Source organism: Billgrantia aerodenitrificans, from assembly GCF_021404405.1.
GTDB classification, from domain to species: domain Bacteria; phylum Pseudomonadota; class Gammaproteobacteria; order Pseudomonadales; family Halomonadaceae; genus Halomonas; species Halomonas aerodenitrificans.
This window is the reverse complement of the sequence record NZ_JABFTV010000003.1, coordinates 331,639-349,835: the sequence shown is the minus strand read 5'-3', so window position 1 is coordinate 349,835 and position 18,197 is coordinate 331,639. Positions and strand designations below refer to the sequence as shown.

Below are 18,197 nucleotides of genomic sequence, written 5' to 3'. Positions count from 1 at the left end.
TGAAGTACGTTCAATGAAACGAGGCGGCAGCGATCGTCGTCGTCATCTCTGAGGAGACTGCATGTATCTCTGGATCAAGGCGCTGCACATCGTGGCCGTGGTGACCTGGTTCGCGGCGCTGTTCTACCTGCCGCGCCTCTATGTCTATCACGCCATGGCGCGCGACAAGGGCGAGCAGCAGGCCATCGATTACTTCAGCGTGATGGAGCGCAAGCTCTATCGCGGCATCATGACGCCTTCGATGATCGCGGTGATCGTGTTCGGCCTGTGGCTTCTTTATCTGATGCCGCACTGGCTCGGCATGGGCTGGATGCACGTCAAGCTGCTGTTGGTGGTGTTGTTGGTGGCCTACCACCATGTCTGCCTGATCTATCTCAAGCAGTTCGCTGCGGGGCGCTGTCAGCGTAGCCACGTGTTCTTTCGCTGGTTCAACGAGCTGCCGGTGGTCGTGCTGTTGGCCATCGTGATCCTGGCCGTGCTGAAGCCGTTCTGAGCATGGCCGGCGAAACGAACACACAGCCACCCGTGGTGCTGGTACTGGCCGGCCACGACCCTACCGGCGGCGCGGGCATCATGGCCGACGGCGAGGCGATCGCCGCCTGCGGCGGCTGGGCGTTGACGGTGCCGACGGCGCTGACGATGCAGGATTGCCGCGACGTGCATCGTGTGGTTCCGGTGCCGGCCGAACTGATTCGCGAGATGACGGCGCGGCTCTCCGGCTTTCGTCTGGCAGCGATCAAGGTCGGCCTGCTGGCAAGCCGCGAGACGCTCGATGCCGTGGTCGACATCATCAAGGCACGGCCGGGCATCCCCGTGGTGGTCGATCCGGTGCTCAAGGCGGGTGGCGGCAAAGAGTTATCCACATCCGCCATGGTCGAGGTCTTCCGCTCTCGTCTGCTACCGCTTGTGGATATCCTGACGCCGAATCGTCTCGAGCTCGAACGCCTGGCCGGAACGGAGCCACAGGATGACGAAGCGCGTGCGCGTCAACTGATGGCGCTGGGCTGTCGTGCCGTGTTGGTGACCGGCAGCGACGATCCCGATTGCGACGTGCCGCAGGATGTCGTCGAGCAGGTGCTGTATGCATCAGAACAGAACCGTGCCTGGCGCTGGCCGCGGCTGGCAGGCAGGTTTCACGGCTCGGGCTGCACTCTGGCCGCGGCGTTGGCGGCACGGCTCGCGGCCGGTGAGTCCTTGGAGGTTGCCTGCGAACAGGCTCAGCGCTTCACCTGGCAGGCGCTGGCCAAGGCATGGCAGCCGGGTAATGCTCAGGCGCTGCCGCGGCGAACGGCTGCCCAGGGCAGCTGGCACGATCCCGTACAGGGCGTGGCCAAAGCCCCTTCAATGAGCGAAGATCACCGTAACTTCACCACGCATTCCAAGGTTATCCAAGAAGTTATCCACAGACCGGGCAGCGTGAGCCTGGCACTACCCGTGACGGGGTTACACCATTCTCGTGACAGCAAAGAGGCTTACATGACCACTTCCGAAACGCTCTTCGAACAGGCTCGCCGCCATATTCCCGGTGGCGTCAACTCTCCCGTGCGCGCCTTCAAGGGCCTGCACCGGCCGCCGGTGTTCATGGAGCGGGCGCAGGGTGCCTACCTGTTCGACGTCGAGGGCAAGCGTTATGTCGACTATGTCGGTTCCTGGGGGCCGATGATCACCGGCCACGCCGATCCGGACGTGCTGGGTGCCGTGCGTAGCCGACTCGACCACGGTCTTTCTTTCGGCACGCCGACGGCCATCGAGACCACCATGGCCGAGCTGATCTGCGAGATGATCCCCTCCATCGAACTGGTGCGTATGGTCAACTCGGGGACCGAGGCCACCATGTCGGCGATTCGACTGGCGCGCGGCTATACCGGGCGCGACAAGATCGTCAAGTTCGAGGGCAACTACCACGGCCACTCCGACTCGCTGCTGGTCAAGGCCGGCTCCGGCGCCCTGACCCATGGCGAGCCCAGCTCCCCGGGGGTGCCGGCGTCACTGGCCGAGCACACCATCACGCTGTCCTACAACGACCTCGATGAGGTGGAAACCTGCTTCGAGGAGATCGGCAACGAGATCGCCTGCATCATCGTCGAGCCGGTGGCGGGCAACATGAACTGCATCCCGCCGCAGCCGGGTTTCCTCGAAACCTTGCGCCGGGTTTGCACCGAGTACGGCAGTGTGCTGATCTTTGATGAAGTGATGACCGGTTTTCGCGTTGCCCTGGGTGGGGCCCAGGCGCACTTCGGCATCGAGCCCGATCTGACCTGTCTGGGCAAGATCGTCGGCGGTGGCATGCCGGTGGGCGCCTTCGGCGGCAAGCGTGCGATCATGGAGCAGATCTCACCGCTGGGGCCCGTCTATCAGGCGGGTACGCTGTCGGGCAACCCGCTGGCCATGGCCGCCGGTATCGCCCTGTTGACCAAGCTGCGCGAGCCCGGCTTCCACGATGCCCTGGCGCAGCGCGTGGAAACGCTGTGTCACGGGCTGCAGGAGCGCGCCGATGCCGCCGGGGTCGACATGATCACCCAGCGCGTGGGTGGCATGTTCGGGCTGTTCTTCACCGGGCAGACCCGGGTCGACAATTTCGCCCAGGCCACGGCCTGCGATGCCGAGGCCTTCCGGCGCTTCTTTGCGGCGATGCTGGAAGAGGGCGTTTACCTGGCACCCTCGGCCTACGAGGCGGGATTCATGTCGAGCGCGCATACGCCGGAAGACATTCAATTCACGCTGGACGCTGCCGAGAAGGCATTCGCCAAGGTACGCTAGGCCAATAGAAAACAGGAGTGAACATGGACGCCACTTCAGTGCCCTACCCGACCTCAGCCACCGCCCTCGAGCTGGATGAGCTGATCGATTCGCTGGTGGCGTCGCACCGCTCCTTCGTCGACGACCTGCCTTATGTGGGGGCGTCGGGCTGCCTGGCGGCAACCCGGGCCCTAGTCAAGGAGGAAGTCGGCGTGCTCGATGCACGCCTGAGCGGTGAGGAGGATCGCTTGCACCTGCAACGGCTCGAGGCCTGGTTGGAGCAGGAGATGGTGAGGCTAGAGCCCTGGTTCGACGAGCGCGGCGAACCGCGTCCGAGCTGGATCGTAGGGCGGCAGGTTCTGCCGTTGTGCGATCGGCAGCGCCTCATCATGACCAGCGCTCTCGATCTCGAGCCAGCGGATCCCATGGCCAATCGTTGCCTCGATCCGGGGTTCGACCTGGTCTCGCTGCTGGTGGGCCTGTATGTCCGCGACGAGACGCGACTGGCGCACTACGCCCTGGATCGCTATCTGCGTCGCTCCGGCGACTACTCCCTGATGCGGCTGATCTCGGTCTTTGCGGTGTGTCGTTGCCTGGCAGGGGCACGGCGAGCGCTGCAGCGCTCTGAGTCGGGGCGTGAGCCGGCATTCCGCATGGCGGAGATCATGACCGAGTGTCGTCGCTATCTCGACCTGGCCGAACAGGTCTCCAACTTCCGCTTTCCGCCGTTGATCATCGGGGTTGGCGTCTCAGGCAGCGGCAAGAGTCGCTTCATGGCCGAGATCGTCGAGCGGCTGGGGGCCGTCAGGCTGTGCTCGGATGCCGAACGCAGACGGCTGTTCGGAATCGATCCACAGGCGGTGGAGCCCGATACGGCTGTGGATATCTTCAGTCCCGAGTCCACCGAGCGTACCTATCAGCGTCTGGCCAGTCTTGCCGGCCTGCTGCTCAATGCCGGCATACCCACCTGCATCGATGCTACCTGCCTGACACAAGCGCAGCGGCAGCTGCTGCGACAGCAGGGCGAGGCGCGCGGCCTGCCGGTGCTCATCGTCAGCTTCGAGGCGGACGAGGATACCTTGAAGGAGCGCATCATCAAGCGCTCAGGGGAGTATGGTGTAGAGCCTGATGCAAGCCTTGCCGTGCTGAATGGCCAAATGGAAGGCTTCGAGGATTTTTCCCCTGACGAAAGGCGCAATTTGTTGCGCATAGATACCACGGCGGAACATGTCGGTGATACATTGGCCTTATTGGTCGAGAAGCGTTTCAATCTGAGCTTTAGCTGAGAATATGATGAACAGGTTTTCATGGATCCTCTTGGCCAGCTTGATAGGTGTTAGCTTCATGTTGGCCGTTGCCGGAGCGAATGCCATGTCGAAGCAGGTAAGTCGGGCTGATTCACCCAAAAGCGAGATCGTGATCATCTTCGATGGCGTGCCGGGCACCCGCTTTCAAGCTTCATTGAAGATCGATGATGGGGTTCAGGCCGTAACTCATGAGCTGGAAGAGAGCGTCCCCAGTGAATATCGCTATCAAGGGGAGGCATTGGAAGCGCACATCCGCCAGACGAGCCAGGAAGGCGCACTGAGCGTCGAGGTGCGTAAGCAGGGAAGTGTCAGCCGTTCCAGCACCCAGGGGCAGGGTAGCGAAATCAGACTTCGGGTCAGATAGCAGGTCTGATCTCGCCCCTTCCGTTGGTCAGGCCATGGCGTCGGATTGCCTGGAGGCATGCAGGCCGGAGCTGCCTTTCTGCCTGCGGTGATAAAGATATCGCTTGTAGAGGGCCCAGCAGTGAAAGCTGAGGAACGTCAGGATGAATCCCAGGACGATCACTCTCGGCAGCAACGAAGTCGCGATCGTCAGTATCCAGACATCACTGCTGATGATGGAGATGGTCGTCTTGGCGATCAGCGCCAGCCAAACGGCCAAGGTCAGTGTGGTAATGGATAGGTCCCTTGCCCGATAGGACAGGCTCCTTTTACCTGGATTGTTGATGACCACTGGATGCAACTTATTCATGGAAGATTTCTCCTCTGTCTGGGCTGGTCCAGGTAGCCAATCGGCCTTTCTGTCGCTTTGCGGCCTTGGGTACTGCCAAGACAACCGTAGCCATGTTCAATAGCCAGTAGACGAGCGGATACCAGACACACCAGTATGCGCAACGCAACATACCTCGCTCATAACGACTGTCGATAGAAAAACTGACGATAAACTGAACGAAGCTCAGTATGATAAGAGTGCTTCCTACATAGGAAAGAAGAGCGCCCGAGTAGACCGTTGAGGATGTGAGGAAGGCCAAGGAAAAGAGCCAAGACAGCAGCATGAACAATGCAGAGTAGCACCACACAACGCTGACCATGTACTCCAGCATCAATGGCCAGAAGCGCCGGTTCTGCCATCTCACCGTCTGAGTGAAGTAGCGCAAAAAGACTTCTGCACCGCCTTGGGCCCAGCGCAGGCGCTGACGAAACAGACCGCGGAGCGTTTCCGGCATCAGCACCCAGCACAGCGCCCTCGGCTCGTAGCGGACCTGTCCTCCCGCCATTTGCAGGCGCCAGCTGATATCGATGTCCTCGGTGATCATGTCGGTGTTCCACCCTTCGATGGCTTCTAGCGCGCTCCTTCTAAACGCGCAAACCACGCCGGAAATCGTGAACACCATGCCGTAGATTCGCTGGGCTCGCTTGATCAAGCCGATGATGGATGAGAACTCACCGGTCTGTATCTTGCCGATCACCGTGGAGCGCGTTCTCACCCTGGGATTCCCGGTTACGCCGCTGACGTTGGAACTTTGCAGGAAGTGCCCCACCATGTAGCCGATGGCGTCGTAATCGAGAATGGCATCGCCATCGATGCCAACGATGATCTCGCCGGTGGCCTCCTTGAGCCCATGGTTGAGAGCGCTGGCCTTGCCCTGATTGCTCTGATGAAGGACCTTCAGGTTCGGACAGGTGAGCTTGAGAGACTCCAGTAGCTCTCCTGTAGCATCTTTGCTGCCATCATTGATGGCGATGATTTCCAGTTTTGGGTAATTTTGATGTTTCAGATGCTCTATGGTTTCCCGGATATTAGCGGCTTCATTATAGCAGGGCAGTAACAAGGAAACTTGGGGGCATGTTTCATCCCATACCTGAGGTTCAGGCCAAGCCTGTTTTCGTTCCCAATGCAAGTAAAAATAGAGCCCCCCGCAGATCCATATCGTGGCCATGACGCTGGGATAGGCATAGGTAAATATCGATATGGCATCAAGGATATTCATTGCTGCACCCCGAATCTTCGGCCAAGAGAGAAAATCGGACGCAGCATGTAAATATCAGGATGATTGATGTGAAAGTCATCGGGGTAGTAGCCGATGTGCCTGACGCCAGTTTGCTTGACGGTATCGATCCAGCTCATGAGAACTTCATTGGGAACGAGTGTATCGTCTCGCCAGTCACGTGTTTGTAATTCGAACACCAACCGATCGGCAGGAACGGCAGCCAGAGAAGCTCGTGCCAACTCCTCCAGCCAGCGCTGCGGATTATCAGCCTCTTCCATGTAAGGCATGGCCATGACTGCGACATAGTCGTAGGCGGCAGCGAAATCCTCTGCCGATTGAGCGAACCAGGCCTGACTCTCCGGCTCGAGAATAGGCAGCGCATAGATGTTTCGAGAAATCGTGAAAGTCTTGTTGTCGGATTGCCGATAGTAGTTGGCAGCCTCGACCAGCTCGAGGGTGAACTGCGTCAAGAACGAAGTCTTTTGCTGGGTCCACTGGTGAAAAAGCGCTTCATCTGCGCGAATGCTGTCGACATCGGGTGGCAGGTTCCATTCGTCTGCGTAGACACTGCGAGCCTCTTCGCTGGCATCCTCGAAGTCGGTCAGGAAGGCATCGTCGTGGAAGAGCAGGCCATCGAACTTGGTCATGCGGCCGAGGTCTTCGTAAATCTCGGCAATGAGCTGTCGATTGGCTGCCGAGTAGGGTGAGAGACGCAGGTAGTGTTCCGTGGCCTTCTGCCCAGTCCTGGCATCCGTGACGTAGGGGTGCCCCGGACCCAGATCGAAGGCGAGCACCGGCATCCAGGCATAGACCTTTACATCGGCGCGTTTCTTCAGCTGCCAGGCAACGCGATTGAACAGATCTTCGCGCATCGGGAGATGACGGTTGGGAAAATAGAGAGCCTCGGCCACGCCATTGCCGTTGGGGTCGGCGAAAGCCTGCAGGTAGACCGTGCTGACCCCGAAGCGGTAGATGCGGTCGATCAACAGGTCCAGATTGGCTTCCTGCTGAATGGGGTCGGGATCGTATACGTAGTCGAGATCCACATGCACGATACGCAGGACGTCGCGTTCCCACACCCGGTTGCTGAGTATTTCCTCGAAGGTCTGCAGGCTGGTTTCCTGATCGATGAGGTAGCGGCCCATGACCCTCGTGCCGTCACCGATGCGGTTGGGCTGGCTGAGCAGACTGAAGCTGTGTGGCATGCCGTGCTCGGCGGCAATATCCAGGGTGGCCTGACTGTAGGCTCCGTAGGGCCACACCATGAGACGCGGTGGCGTGCCGGTGATCTCCTTCAACTGCTCGCTGGCCCGATGCATGTCGTCACGTATTCGCTGCAGATAGTCGGCCTCGCTCTCGTAACCGTCTGTCTGCCAGCGGCTGGTGACGGCGGCCGCCTGTTCATTGCCTTGGGGGTTGCCGATCACCCCATAGTGCAGGTCGTAGGTATGCGATGCGATCTCTACCAGCGGATCGTCATGCAGCTCGCGCAGCTGCTCTCGAGTCATGATGCGATCCCGTTCGAGAAAGCCGTCGCCATAGGGCACGGGGTCGGTTGGCGGAACATCGATCCAACTGCCGACTATCGCCGTGATGGCAGGGTAGCGATAGAGCTGCAGAAGTGGGTAGACGATGTCGTAAAAGCTTCGATAACCATCATCGAAGACCAGCATAACGGCCTTGTCGGGCAAGGGGGCGATGCCGGCCTCGGCATCGAGTACCTGTTGCAAGGAAACGGGCTGGTAGCCGTGGGCCCTTATCAGGTTGAAGTGTTCGATGAGGCGCGTTCGTGTGATCGTCTGCGGCAGCAGGGCAAGTTTCGGTGTCACATCGAAATCGACCACGTCATGGTAGCTGATCACCACGAAGTCGTTGCCCTCCCGGGCCGCCAGGGCGGGCTGTGCGAGAATGCAGAGGTAGAGCAGGCCGAAGAGAAGGGCCATCCTGACGCTCATGGGAATCTCCATACCAGGGTTCCAGTCACTACCGTGTCGTGTTCGGCCTGGCCGTCGTACACGGCTCGCTGGCGGGCAATGCCGTATTCGATGGATACGCTCGGCAACAGCTCCCAGCGCTGGTGATAGCCGAGGCTCCAGGTATCGTCATCGTCTTCACCTTGCTGCCAATACCGGCCGACACCGGCCGTGATGCCCTGAGTAAAGGTCCGGCGATAGCCCAGGGGATGAGCGTACTCGAGCATCAGCTCTCCACTGAGGTAGGTGTCCCGTTCGGGGTTGTAGTAGCTGGCATCCACCTCATCGTTGAGAGAACCGCCGAGCCAACCCGTGGCGGCAAGCAACCAGCGGTCGCGGTGAAAGAGCCGCTCCTGCCAATAGCCGAGCGCGCTGCGACGCAGGTTGCCATCGTCGAAATCGGTCAGGCTCATCTCGGTGCCCAGACTGCGTCTTTCATCACGCCGATAGGTCAATGCTGCGTGGTAGCGGTCGGCGCTGACGTCGTCATTCAAGGCACGTAGCGGCGTGGTGAGGCTGTTGTATTCGGCGCCGAGGGTGACGGCGAGATGGTCAGTGAAGTCATGGCGCAGCGCGGCGCTGAAATGCGGTTCGTCGTTGAGATGCAGGCCATGACCGGCAGCCAGCGTGACCTGACTGGGAAAGAGATTCCACTCATAGCCTGCGATGGCATACCCCGCCCGCAGTGAACCCTCGTCAAAGGTGCCTTGTTGATGACGATGCTGCAGGAAGTATCGTGACCCGTTGTCGCTGCGGGGCGAGCGAAAGACGATATCGCTGCGCCACTCCCTGGATGCCTGGGTGCCACCACCGCCTTGGCCATCGCTTTGCTCGACGGAAAAGCTGAGCTCAGCGGCGCGCTGCTCCCGCCACTCCCGCTCGAGGTTGTCTCTCGATACGCTGGGTTTGGCGTTGTCGAGTTCCTGTCGTACCTGCGTTACCGTGCCTTGCCAGTTACCCTGCTGAAGTCTGGCCATCAACTCACCGTGGCGGGCCGTATCGCGCTGGTCGGGTCCCAGTAGCGAAACGGCTTGGCGATAGTCGGCCTGGGCCTGCTCGGGCCAGCCGCGCCAGCGTCCGATATCGCCCCGCAGCTGCCATAGATAGGCATTGGCTGGTGCTTCGGCCAGGTAGGCGTCGACCTGAGTCAGTGCCTCTCGTTCGTTACCCCGCCAGGCCTCGAGCATGGTGTCGAGCAGGAGTACCTTCGACAGATTGGGGTTCTCGATATGGGTGGTGCCGGTGAAATCCCGTCGATAGGGAGGTTCGGTGCGGCGCCATGCTTCGAGCAGGCGCTGCGCCTCGCGAAACTGTCTGGCATCCGTGTGGCTGAAAAACAGCGCCTCATAGAGAGGATCGCTCAGGTCCGCCCCCCGCTCTGGCTCGTCCCGGAGCAGGGCTTGATAGATCGCTATGGCTTGCTCGGGCTTCCCCAAGCCGTTGAGTGCATGCGCCCTGGCCCGCAGGACATAGTTGGGCAAGCGGCCGTATTGGTGAAGTAGCCTCTCGCTCAATGCCTCGGCCTGTGAGAATCGACGCAGTTGAGCAAGCGCCACGACGCGGTCATAGTCCGCCAGCCTTGCCAGATCGGGGTGCAGGTCATCTGCCGCCACGACCTGATCGAGCAGCGCCAGACCCCGCTCGATGCTGCGATAATCGTCGATATGGATGCCCAGACGGAGGGCATTGACGCCCTCGTAGTAGCGCAGCCAGAGGGCATCGCTGGAGGTGAAGAGTTCGGGGTGTTGCTCGACCATCCGGCGTGCAGGCTCGCTGGCGCCTAGTCTCAAGGCGAGCCGATACATAGCACGTATCTCGTTGGCACGGTCCGGGCCTCTTTCGACCAGAGCCTGGCGTGCCTGGAGTTCGGCGAGGACGTTGCCGGTCTCGGCCGCCAGGTAGCCTCTTGCTTCCATGGCTTCCAGCGTGGTGCCGGAAAGCATCTCGTAGCGACTCAATGCGCTTTCGGCCAGCGCGTACTGCCCAAGATCGGTATGAGCCAGCGCCTGGCCCAGCCAGGCAGCCGGATCCTCGGGCTCTCGCAGGGCCAGGTGCGAGAAGAAGCTCAGAGCGAGCTCCGCATTCCCTTGCCGGCGTGCTGCACCGCCCAGATCGAGCAGTTCACTTTTCGTGTACACATCGGCGGAGCAGCCCGGGCAAACGGAGAGAGCCTCGTCGAGTCGATCGGCGCGTATCAGCAGTGCGATCAGGTCACTGCGTACCGCAACGTCACCAGTGCGTGCGTAAAGCACACCGAGGCGCGATATCGCCGTTTCCCATTGGCCGCTGTCGACAGCCTGCTGCACGAGGGCCTGACGCTGAGTGTCGATCGGCGTCTCGGCCAAAGCGATCGGTGAAAGGAGCGCAATCAAGCAAAGAGGCGCAACGGCAAGCAGCAAGCGTTTCATCAGGCCTCGTCTCGCGCAGGTGGTCCGGTATTGCTCAAGCCGTATCGCGGCAATGATGCAGTGAAAAGGCCCCGCCCGAGCGGGGCCTTTTCCGATCAAGCTCAGTGCTGGAATACGTGAGCCGTGTTGCCGCCGCCCACCTGAGTGGTGGTTGCTGAGTTGTTGCTACCCATCTGCACGTGAGTGGCCGTGTTGCTGGCCAGGCTCAGCAGGCCGGCACCGGACTGGGTGATGGAGGAGTAGTGGTTCTTGCCGGACTGGAAGGAGTCGGCCAGGTCGTTATAGCCGCTCTGAGTCACCTCGGAGACGTGGCTGCGACCGTTCTGGACGATGATAGCGTCGTTGTTGAAATTGCTCTGGTCTACACTGGCATAATTGTTGGTGCCAGACTGGGTGATGTCGGAGGTGTTCTTCAGATCGCGCTGGTGTACTTCAGCGATGTTGGAAGTTCCGCTCTGGACGACGGTGGAGTCATTGAAGCTGCCGCTCTGATCGACATTGGCGTAGTTGTTGTTGCCGGACTGGGTGATGTCGGAAGCGTTCTTGAGACCTTCCTGCTGGACCTGAGCGACGTTGAACTTGCCGTCTTGTACCACGTCGGAGCTGTTGGCGAAGCCCTCTTGGCTGATGTCGGCAAAATTGTTCCAGCCGTTCTGGTAGGTGGAGGCGTTGTTCTTGGCACCTTCCTGACTCACTTCCAGAACGTTTTTCGTCCCGATCTGCTGGCTGTCGGAAGTGTTGAACATGCCTTCCTGGCTGACGGAAGCGCTGTTATTGGTGCCGTTCTGGAAGACATCGGCATCGTTGCCCAAGCCTGCCTGTTCGATGTCCGATACGTTATGCCCCCACCAGCCCTGCTGATGGACGGTCGCGCTATTGCCTACGCCATCCTGGCTCACACCCGAGGTATTGTTACCCCCACCAAACTGCGTGAGCTGGGATACGCTGACGTCGTTGTTGAAACCGGTTTGATCGACGTCGGAAACGTTTCCATTGGCGAGAGCCGCACCGGAGAAAGCGATAGCGGCTGCCATGACGGTCATCTTGAATTTCATATCCATTCCCTCTCGTTTGAAATCCCTGGTTGAGCGTTGTTGCCGCCAGGGTGGATTCAGGATTCGATAGCATGGCTATCGCTTCCATTTGCCACTTACGGAATCAAGCAATTATCTTTATATGAACCATGCTTCTTGCACTTCTCCATGGCAGGTTCCGAGCAGTCGCTGGTAGCCACGAAGCTAGTAGCGATAGACTTGGACGGCTGCCTGTCCACGTGAGAACTGGGTGATGGTGATGGGACTTGTGCGATGAGTTCCCAACTGATGAATCTCGGCACTTCCATAAGCGCCATGCTGGTGAATGGTCGCTTCTTTGCCGTACCCGATCTGCACGATACCGGCGTCATGGCCTAGACCATTTTGCAGGATCGACGCTTCAAGGTGAGCGCCGCTCTGCACTACTCGAGCTTCGTTGGCGTGTCCGGCTTGCCTTGAGCTGGCAACGTTGGCAAAGCCTTGCTGCATGATACGCGAGCCGTTATGGCTACCCTGCTGCAGGATAGTAGCTTCATTTCCCTGGCCGGCCTGGTAGATGGTCGCCACCTGTCGAGACGTGGAGCTCGCCGATTCGACATCGAGTTCGGAACTTGGCATGAGATCGCCGGCCGAGGCGGCTTTGGCCACAACTAGAGCCATCCCTACAGAAAATGTAACAATTCCATTTTTCTTCATGGCACTTACTCTAGCGATTTTACGTTCAGTTACAGTGTCGGTATGCGCGTGCATTTATTCCATAATTCGGAAGTTCTATTCGTGGTATTAAATTTTTAGCACTCGCGGTTTTTGCAGGAGAATTAGTTTTTTGTCTTCAGGAATTAACCGTGCCGAAACACAAATGTAAAAAAAGGCGCCAAAATATGGCGCCTAAAAAAATTCGGGCTGTTTCAGAGCATGGGGGAGGAGGCATCGCGGTAAGCCATGAGTACTTCGTTGTCGTATTCGGATGGGTCTGCCAGGTTCCACAACCCTCGGTCGACTCCCTGTGTGACGAGATGAATGACGGCAGATTCGATTGCCGACATCACGGCCATCTGCACCGGTTCGTTGTGGGTATAGCCCGCCTCGGCTTCCAGCAAGCGGCGGAAACTGACGAAACGATAGACACCTGCCCGCACCTCATAGGAATAAACCGTCTTGCTGGTATTCACGTTGGCGAGCACTTCTCCCGTTGCGATATCCACGGCACGAAGGTTGACGGTCACTTGGTCGACTTGATACTGGCCGGATGCGCCGATGCCGAAATATTCCGCTCCTACACCGCCTGTCTTCATGTTGGAGTCGTAAGCGATGATGCCGCCCTCCATCAGGATTCGTGCTGCGTTGAGCGAGCCGAGCTCATGTTCTCGCCCGTTCCGTTCAAGGTTCGCGCGAATGATACGGCGCTCCGTCAGCAGGTTCTGTAAACCGACGCGCTCGAGCGGCACGAACCAGCCAGAGTCGGCCAGAGCGGAACTCAGCATGGCAGCGCCGCCCTGGGTCACAGCCGTCGAGAAGGTGCTGGCGGGTTGGGGGCGATACTGCCCCGTCTGATCTCTGAAGTCATACACGGCTGTGAAGATAGGGGCTGCGGGCCGGGGAAGGTTGGTAAGGTCCACATAAGTGCCAGACCGAGGGATCAGTGTCGCAGGTGCTCCTTCAAGGCCCTCCGGAGAAGTGACCATACCGACGCACCCACCGAGGAAGATCAGACCTGACATGAGGCCGACTCTAAATACGTTCATGCTCATCCCCTTAGAATGGTGTTCCGAAGTCGATGCGCGTCACTTCGTTGGTTCTCTTGTCGGTGATGATCATCTGAAATGCGCCGCCACCCACGTTGACGAACCTGACATTGAGGGAGGAGTTGTCGATGACGCTTTCGCTTCCACCGGGGTTGTTAGGATCGAGCGCATTGTCGATTGCTCGGTTAATGAGATCGGCACGCAGGTCTTGAAGGAAGAAGTCCACTTCAGAAAATCTTCCGAAATCGGGGGCGTTTGGATCTCTATTGGTATCCTGTGCCTGTGCTTTATTGAGCAGATGATTACCAAGCAGAGGGTCCCCACCGAACGATGGGTTGATGGGGCGATAAATCAGCTCTCCTGCCTGTACTCCTGCCGGAGGCAGAAGCAGACAGAAAAGTAAGGCAAATTTCAATGGGCGGATCTTCATGATGTTCTCCTTCTTGTGACGTTGGCTCTTTCCGCTAGATTTCGTCGTCAGCCAGGTCCGGGTCGCTCTCCAGCGCCTGCATGATGCTGCGCTGTACCAGGAGCTGCTCCACTTGCTCAGCGGCTGCCTCGGCATAGCGGTCGATGTCGCTCTGTCTGGGTGGCAATGTCGCCTGGAACAGAATGCGATTGTTTTCCGATACCCAGATCTGGCTTCCCCAGCGTGCGTCCGGGCGTTCGTGCACGGACAGCGTCGTGCTGGTCAGGATATGGCTGTCTTGACTTAACTGACTGAAACGCCGGTAAAATGTCTTTCCCATCATGGTGATGGTGCGGTCGACGATGACGCCTGATAGACCTGGTTCACCGAGGCGGAATTGACGGGATAATGCTTCTCCGGCTCCTTCCTCTTCCAGGCGTTCTTCTATGGCGCTTTGGAGGGGCTGCGATTCCCCGGGAAACGTCGGTAGGTCTGGGGCCGGGGCCTGCGGCTCCGCCAGGGCAAGGGATCCAAACGTGATCAGGACGATGCCGATTGCCGGCGTTTTGGGGGGGAAAGCCATGGCGATAGCCCGCTCTCTTGTCAGTGTCTGGGTGAGGTTCTTTCGTAGCGCTGAAGCGATAAGGGGGGAGGGGGCCCCAAGTTTTGCCTAGCCCAGTTCACTGCCTGTATGCGATTACTGACATTGATCTTTCTAAATATATTGTAGAGGTGGGATTTTACCGTGTGCTCGCTCACAAAAAGAATTTCGGCAATTTTCGTATTGGATGCGCCCGAGCCCAGCAGCCCGATAATTTCCAGCTCGCGCTGCGTGATGCCACAAACGGGGCGATAGCAGTTGAACTGCTGACGGCGGTAAAACTCTATCAGGCGTGTCATCAGCGCACGTGACATCCACAGGTCGCCATCAAGAAGGCTCTGAATGCCTTTACAGATCAGCTCGAGGCTGTCGCTGCGGTAGAAAACTCCCTTGAGCTGCATGAAGCTGAGCAGTTGAGCTGCATGTTCTTCATCCCTGAGATTGAACGCAGTCAGTACCCACTGAGGCTGGTTATGGTACTGCGTCTGCCAGGCCTGCAGGTCTGTTTCGTCGAGATGATCCAGGTCGAGAAGAACGACGTTGCAAGCCTCTCCATCTTCGCCCACGTGCCTGGCGGCCTCCAGGGATGAATTGGGTGAGACGATGCTCAAGTTATGCTGCAATTCCTGGTAAATGTAATTGACGAAAAGTTGGGTCTGTGGGTTGATTTCAGTAGCTAGCAGGACGATCCCTTTACCTGTTTCCATGCTTGTCTTCTCCTGATGTACCTGCCTTTCTGGGTGTGATATTTCCAAGCCCCGATGAAAAGGGTACAGGGAAGCCTCGTCCAAGGCACTCACTTTGTAAATATATGTTATCGCATGTTTAACCTAATCCCAATCGGCTGATTTTTCCCATACTTGATCTGAAAAATCATATAAAACAATAAGATGTTCGATGGTTCCTCTCATTCCTCGTGAGGTTTCTTACAGATAAATTGACAGACAAGTGAATTATTTTCATTCGAAATGCGTTATGTTACATTACGATACTCGAATGGTTTCCGTCATACTGCAGGCCAGACCACTCTTCATGCTCTGTTTTGGCAGTCAACGGGAGTGCTGCCAACCTTCCATGTATTTTCTCGCCGGGGTGACAGGCACGCTTCAATTCTTCCTGCTGTACTATTGAGTATTTGATACTCGGGTGTTGTACTTCTGGTAGTGCTGGATTAGCGAAATTACTTCCTTGTTCATGCAGATAAATGCCTGCCTTGTTGCGCACGGCATCTTAAAATGTCGTGTTCTGCAAAAACCTGTGGGCCTTCAATTGCCTAAAATTTTTTTAGTATCTATGTGTAATGAAGCCGGTACATGGCTTGTCTTTCATAGTGGATTGAATATTAAGCTGTTTTCCAGTGAGGATCTGCTTGGCTGAATTTAATGTTAGAATTGTGATACGCTTTTTGTACTTTTGTGACTTCTGCGCTTCTGATTCTCCCTATGCTAGCCAAGAGGGCATGATCTCCCAACCCTTATTTCTTTGATCTATATGTCAATTTTTAACTCCCGGCATGAAGTATGCGATAGATTGTCCGACCGTTAGCTATGGGCTTTCGACGGAAATGGAGAGGGGATTGGGAAGGTATTCCCGAGAAGGGTCCGGCCGAAATGCGTCAGCCAACTTGGTCATTTTCTGGAAGATATCATCATGCATGATAGGGAGATGTACCATGAAAAAGTATTACGTAATCGCGGGGTCATCGTTGCTGGCGCTGGTGCTGGCCATTTCCAATGCGCATGCCAACCCCAGTTCGGGCTCAGCGGAAACTGTCGATCAGGAAGTGAACTCAACCGCTATAGCCATTGGCGGCAGCGGTGGCAGTAGCCAAGGTGGAAATGGTGGAAGTGGTGGCTCTGGTAGCAGTAACGCCAACGCTCTCTCCGGAACCTTCTCTGACGAAATGGACGATGACAATAACAACCAGGCTAGCAGCAACGCTACGTCAGGTACTGGGACTGGTGGAGCCGGTGGTATGGGTGGAGCCGGTGGTGCTGGCGGAGCCGGTGGCGATGCCTGGGCATTGAGCGAATCCTACAACACCAGCACCAGCGTGGTGGCGATCCAGGACCTGAGGTCCACTGTCACGGGCTCACGCATCAATATCACGGCAGGTGATGGTGCCGTTGGTGGCGCTGGTGCCAGCGGTGGTGATGCGCTGGCCGTGACTGTCGGCGTTGGTGTTGGCGGCGCTGGCGGTGATGGCACTGGTGGCAGTGGTGGCCATTCTCTGGCGGCTGGCGGGAATGGTGACGATGGCGGTGATGGTACCGGCCTTGGTTTGGGCCTAGGTCTGGGAGCAGGTCAGGGAGGTAATGCCAATAGCAGTAACAACAGTGCTGGCGCCGATAACAGCTCCTATGGCGGAATTGCCGGGAACCTTGCTGGGGATGATATCGACGATGGATACGCTGAAGCTGGCGGCAGCAGTAGCGGTGATGCTACGTCTTCCCCCTCAGTGGTTGGTGGCACCGGTGGCGCTGGCAGCGGTACTGGCGGTGGCAGTGGCACCGGCACTGGCACTGGTGGTGATGGTGGTGCAGGTGGCGATGCCTTGGCCGGCAATGGGGGAAGCTCCACCGGCAACGGCGGCGGCGGCGGCGGCGGAACCGGCACCAGTGGCAATGCTTACGCCAATGCCGGCAATGGCGGCAACGGCGGCAACGGCGGCAACGGTGGCAGTGCCTCGCTGGTCACCGGAGGCGCCTCCATGGCGGCTGGCGCCGGGACCTTCGGCGGTATCGCCAACATGAACCTCTCCACCGGTATCTACAACTCGCAGCTGGCAGGTACCAACGTGGCGGCACACAGCAACGTCCATATCGGCAACTGACGGGGTCCTGTGAGGCCACAGGCGAGGGCCGGCGGGCAACCGCCGGCCCTGTTCGACCCTGTGGGTAGTCTGGATAGACAGCCGAAGAGGAAACGGGGCCATGAAACGAATCGGGCAGGGAATCGGGATTGCGTTGCTGTTAGGACTGGGGGGGGCCTGTTCCATAGCACTGGCGGATGTGCGAGCGACAGGGTTCGCCGAGCTGCAGCACATCGATGCCAGTGAGCTCGAGACCATCTCGGGCAGAGAGGGTTTCCGCGATCTGGTGAACGTACAGAGCATTCAGAACCTGGAGTCGGCGGCAAAGGGAGCGTCCTTCACGGCCGATACCATCGTCTCGGGCAATATCACCATCGAGGCCAATGCCATGGACAGGATCTCGGGCATCACCTTGATGAACCTCATGACGGGGCATGCCAATGCCGTCTCGACGGGAGTCAGCATCAGTATCTACGCCCCCCAGTAGGGGCGCGAGACGACAAGGGGGAGGAAGGACCATGCGCTGGCTGAGCGTACCGTCATTGTGTCTCGTCACACTGCTGCAGGCCTTGCCGTCACAGGCGGGGGTGACGATAGCGCTGAATGGCGGCTTCGGTTCGCTGACGGTTCCTGCCAGGAGCCATCAGGAGATGCGCTGGGACGGTGTCGTCGCCCAGCAGTATGACTACAGCTGCGGCGCGGCATCGGTCGCCACGCTGCTCACCTACCACTACGACAGACCTACCACCGAGGCCGAGGTATTCGAGGCGATGATCCATGCCGGCGAGGTGGAGCACATCAAGGAGCACGGCTTCTCCATGCTCGACATGAAGCGCTACCTGGATGCCCAAGGACTGCAATCGGACGGTTTTCGCGTCGGGCTCGACGATCTGGCTCGCATCGGGATTCCCGCCATCACACTGATCAACACTGGAGGTTACCGCCATTTCGTCGTCATCAAGGGTATGGATGAAGGCGCTGTGCTGGTGGGTGACCCCGCGGTGGGCACCGTAGCAGTGCCGAAGGACCACTTCGAGTCGATCTGGAGCGGCTTGGTACTGGGTGCGCGAGCCGAAACGGAAATTGCCAGAGCCAACTTCAACCATGAGCGTGACTGGCAGATCCGCCCATCGGCTCCCGTCGGCAAGGGTATCGGTCGTGCCGACGTGGCCTCGATGCTGCTGCAGCTGCCCGCCATCAATGAACTGGGACGATAG

At 58.5% G+C, this 18,197-nt stretch carries 18 protein-coding genes and 1 pseudogene; 8 read left to right on the top strand and 11 right to left on the bottom strand.

What is annotated here, in order from left to right; genetic code table 11:
- The first annotated feature begins 61 nt into the window (after window positions 1-61).
- From hemJ to HOP59_RS07790, 5 genes and pseudogenes are all read left to right on the top strand, one after another.
- Entirely contained in the window at window positions 62-493 is a 432-nt protein-coding gene (hemJ, locus tag HOP59_RS07810) for a protoporphyrinogen oxidase HemJ (RefSeq protein ID WP_010625968.1), read from the top strand.
- Window positions 494-495: 2 nt separating this feature from the next.
- Window positions 496-1,287: pseudogene (gene thiD / locus HOP59_RS07805) on the top strand (bifunctional hydroxymethylpyrimidine kinase/phosphomethylpyrimidine kinase); the annotation flags it as partial.
- 189 nt (window positions 1,288-1,476) lie between these two features.
- A complete protein-coding gene (gene hemL / locus HOP59_RS07800; protein ID WP_234253508.1) occupies window positions 1,477-2,760 on the top strand; it encodes a glutamate-1-semialdehyde 2,1-aminomutase in 1,284 nt (427 codons plus the stop codon).
- 23 nt (window positions 2,761-2,783) lie between these two features.
- Window positions 2,784-4,025: a P-loop nucleotide/nucleoside kinase family protein gene (locus HOP59_RS07795; protein WP_234253410.1), complete on the top strand. Its 1,242-nt coding sequence runs from the start codon at window positions 2,784-2,786 to the stop codon at window positions 4,023-4,025.
- A gap of 85 nt (window positions 4,026-4,110) precedes the next feature.
- Complete coding sequence (locus HOP59_RS07790; RefSeq protein ID WP_234253409.1) at window positions 4,111-4,410, top strand: hypothetical protein; 300 nt, start codon at window positions 4,111-4,113, stop codon at window positions 4,408-4,410.
- A 27-nt stretch (window positions 4,411-4,437) separates the two neighbouring features.
- Here the strand turns inward: HOP59_RS07790 and HOP59_RS07785 are convergent, their stop codons facing one another.
- The 11 genes from HOP59_RS07785 to HOP59_RS23460 all read right to left on the bottom strand — a co-directional run bounded on the left by HOP59_RS07785 (window position 4,438) and on the right by HOP59_RS23460 (window position 16,395).
- Complete coding sequence (locus HOP59_RS07785) at window positions 4,438-4,758, bottom strand: hypothetical protein (RefSeq protein ID WP_234253408.1); 321 nt, start codon at window positions 4,756-4,758, stop codon at window positions 4,438-4,440.
- Window positions 4,751-5,998: a poly-beta-1,6-N-acetyl-D-glucosamine synthase gene (gene pgaC / locus HOP59_RS07780; protein WP_234253407.1), complete on the bottom strand. Its 1,248-nt coding sequence runs from the start codon at window positions 5,996-5,998 to the stop codon at window positions 4,751-4,753. The genes HOP59_RS07785 and pgaC overlap by 8 nt, the downstream gene beginning before the upstream one ends.
- Entirely contained in the window at window positions 5,995-7,953 is a 1,959-nt protein-coding gene (gene pgaB / locus HOP59_RS07775) for a poly-beta-1,6-N-acetyl-D-glucosamine N-deacetylase PgaB (protein ID WP_234253406.1), read from the bottom strand. Before pgaB ends, pgaC begins: the two co-directional genes overlap by 4 nt.
- Complete coding sequence (pgaA, locus tag HOP59_RS07770; protein ID WP_234253405.1) at window positions 7,950-10,379, bottom strand: poly-beta-1,6 N-acetyl-D-glucosamine export porin PgaA; 2,430 nt, start codon at window positions 10,377-10,379, stop codon at window positions 7,950-7,952. Before pgaA ends, pgaB begins: the two co-directional genes overlap by 4 nt.
- 101 nt (window positions 10,380-10,480) lie before the next feature.
- Window positions 10,481-11,434: a hypothetical protein gene (locus tag HOP59_RS07765; RefSeq protein ID WP_010625976.1), complete on the bottom strand. Its 954-nt coding sequence runs from the start codon at window positions 11,432-11,434 to the stop codon at window positions 10,481-10,483.
- A 183-nt stretch (window positions 11,435-11,617) separates the two neighbouring features.
- Window positions 11,618-12,109, bottom strand: a complete 492-nt coding sequence (locus HOP59_RS07760) for a hypothetical protein (protein ID WP_158409628.1) — start codon at window positions 12,107-12,109, stop codon at window positions 11,618-11,620.
- A gap of 212 nt (window positions 12,110-12,321) precedes the next feature.
- Entirely contained in the window at window positions 12,322-13,134 is an 813-nt protein-coding gene (locus HOP59_RS07755; RefSeq protein ID WP_234253404.1) for a CsgG/HfaB family protein, read from the bottom strand.
- A 34-nt stretch (window positions 13,135-13,168) separates the two neighbouring features.
- Window positions 13,169-13,588, bottom strand: coding sequence for a curli assembly protein CsgF (locus HOP59_RS07750; RefSeq protein ID WP_085941243.1), 420 nt, complete (start codon window positions 13,586-13,588; stop codon window positions 13,169-13,171).
- Window positions 13,589-13,622: 34 nt separating this feature from the next.
- Window positions 13,623-14,150: a CsgE family curli-type amyloid fiber assembly protein gene (locus HOP59_RS07745; RefSeq protein ID WP_234253403.1), complete on the bottom strand. Its 528-nt coding sequence runs from the start codon at window positions 14,148-14,150 to the stop codon at window positions 13,623-13,625.
- 20 nt (window positions 14,151-14,170) lie between these two features.
- Entirely contained in the window at window positions 14,171-14,875 is a 705-nt protein-coding gene (locus tag HOP59_RS07740; protein WP_010625981.1) for a LuxR C-terminal-related transcriptional regulator, read from the bottom strand.
- A gap of 1,385 nt (window positions 14,876-16,260) precedes the next feature.
- Entirely contained in the window at window positions 16,261-16,395 is a 135-nt protein-coding gene (locus tag HOP59_RS23460) for a hypothetical protein (protein WP_267965879.1), read from the bottom strand.
- Window positions 16,396-16,722: 327 nt separating this feature from the next.
- On the opposite strand from HOP59_RS23460, the gene HOP59_RS07735 reads away from it, so the two are divergent.
- From HOP59_RS07735 to HOP59_RS07725, 3 genes are all read left to right on the top strand, one after another.
- Window positions 16,723-17,001 carry a hypothetical protein gene (locus HOP59_RS07735; RefSeq protein ID WP_010625982.1) on the top strand — a complete coding sequence of 93 codons (279 nt, stop codon included), beginning with the start codon at window positions 16,723-16,725 and terminating at the stop codon, window positions 16,999-17,001.
- A gap of 100 nt (window positions 17,002-17,101) precedes the next feature.
- A complete protein-coding gene (locus HOP59_RS07730; protein WP_010625983.1) occupies window positions 17,102-17,467 on the top strand; it encodes a hypothetical protein in 366 nt (121 codons plus the stop codon).
- Window positions 17,468-17,498: 31 nt separating this feature from the next.
- A complete protein-coding gene (locus HOP59_RS07725; protein ID WP_010625984.1) occupies window positions 17,499-18,197 on the top strand; it encodes a C39 family peptidase in 699 nt (232 codons plus the stop codon).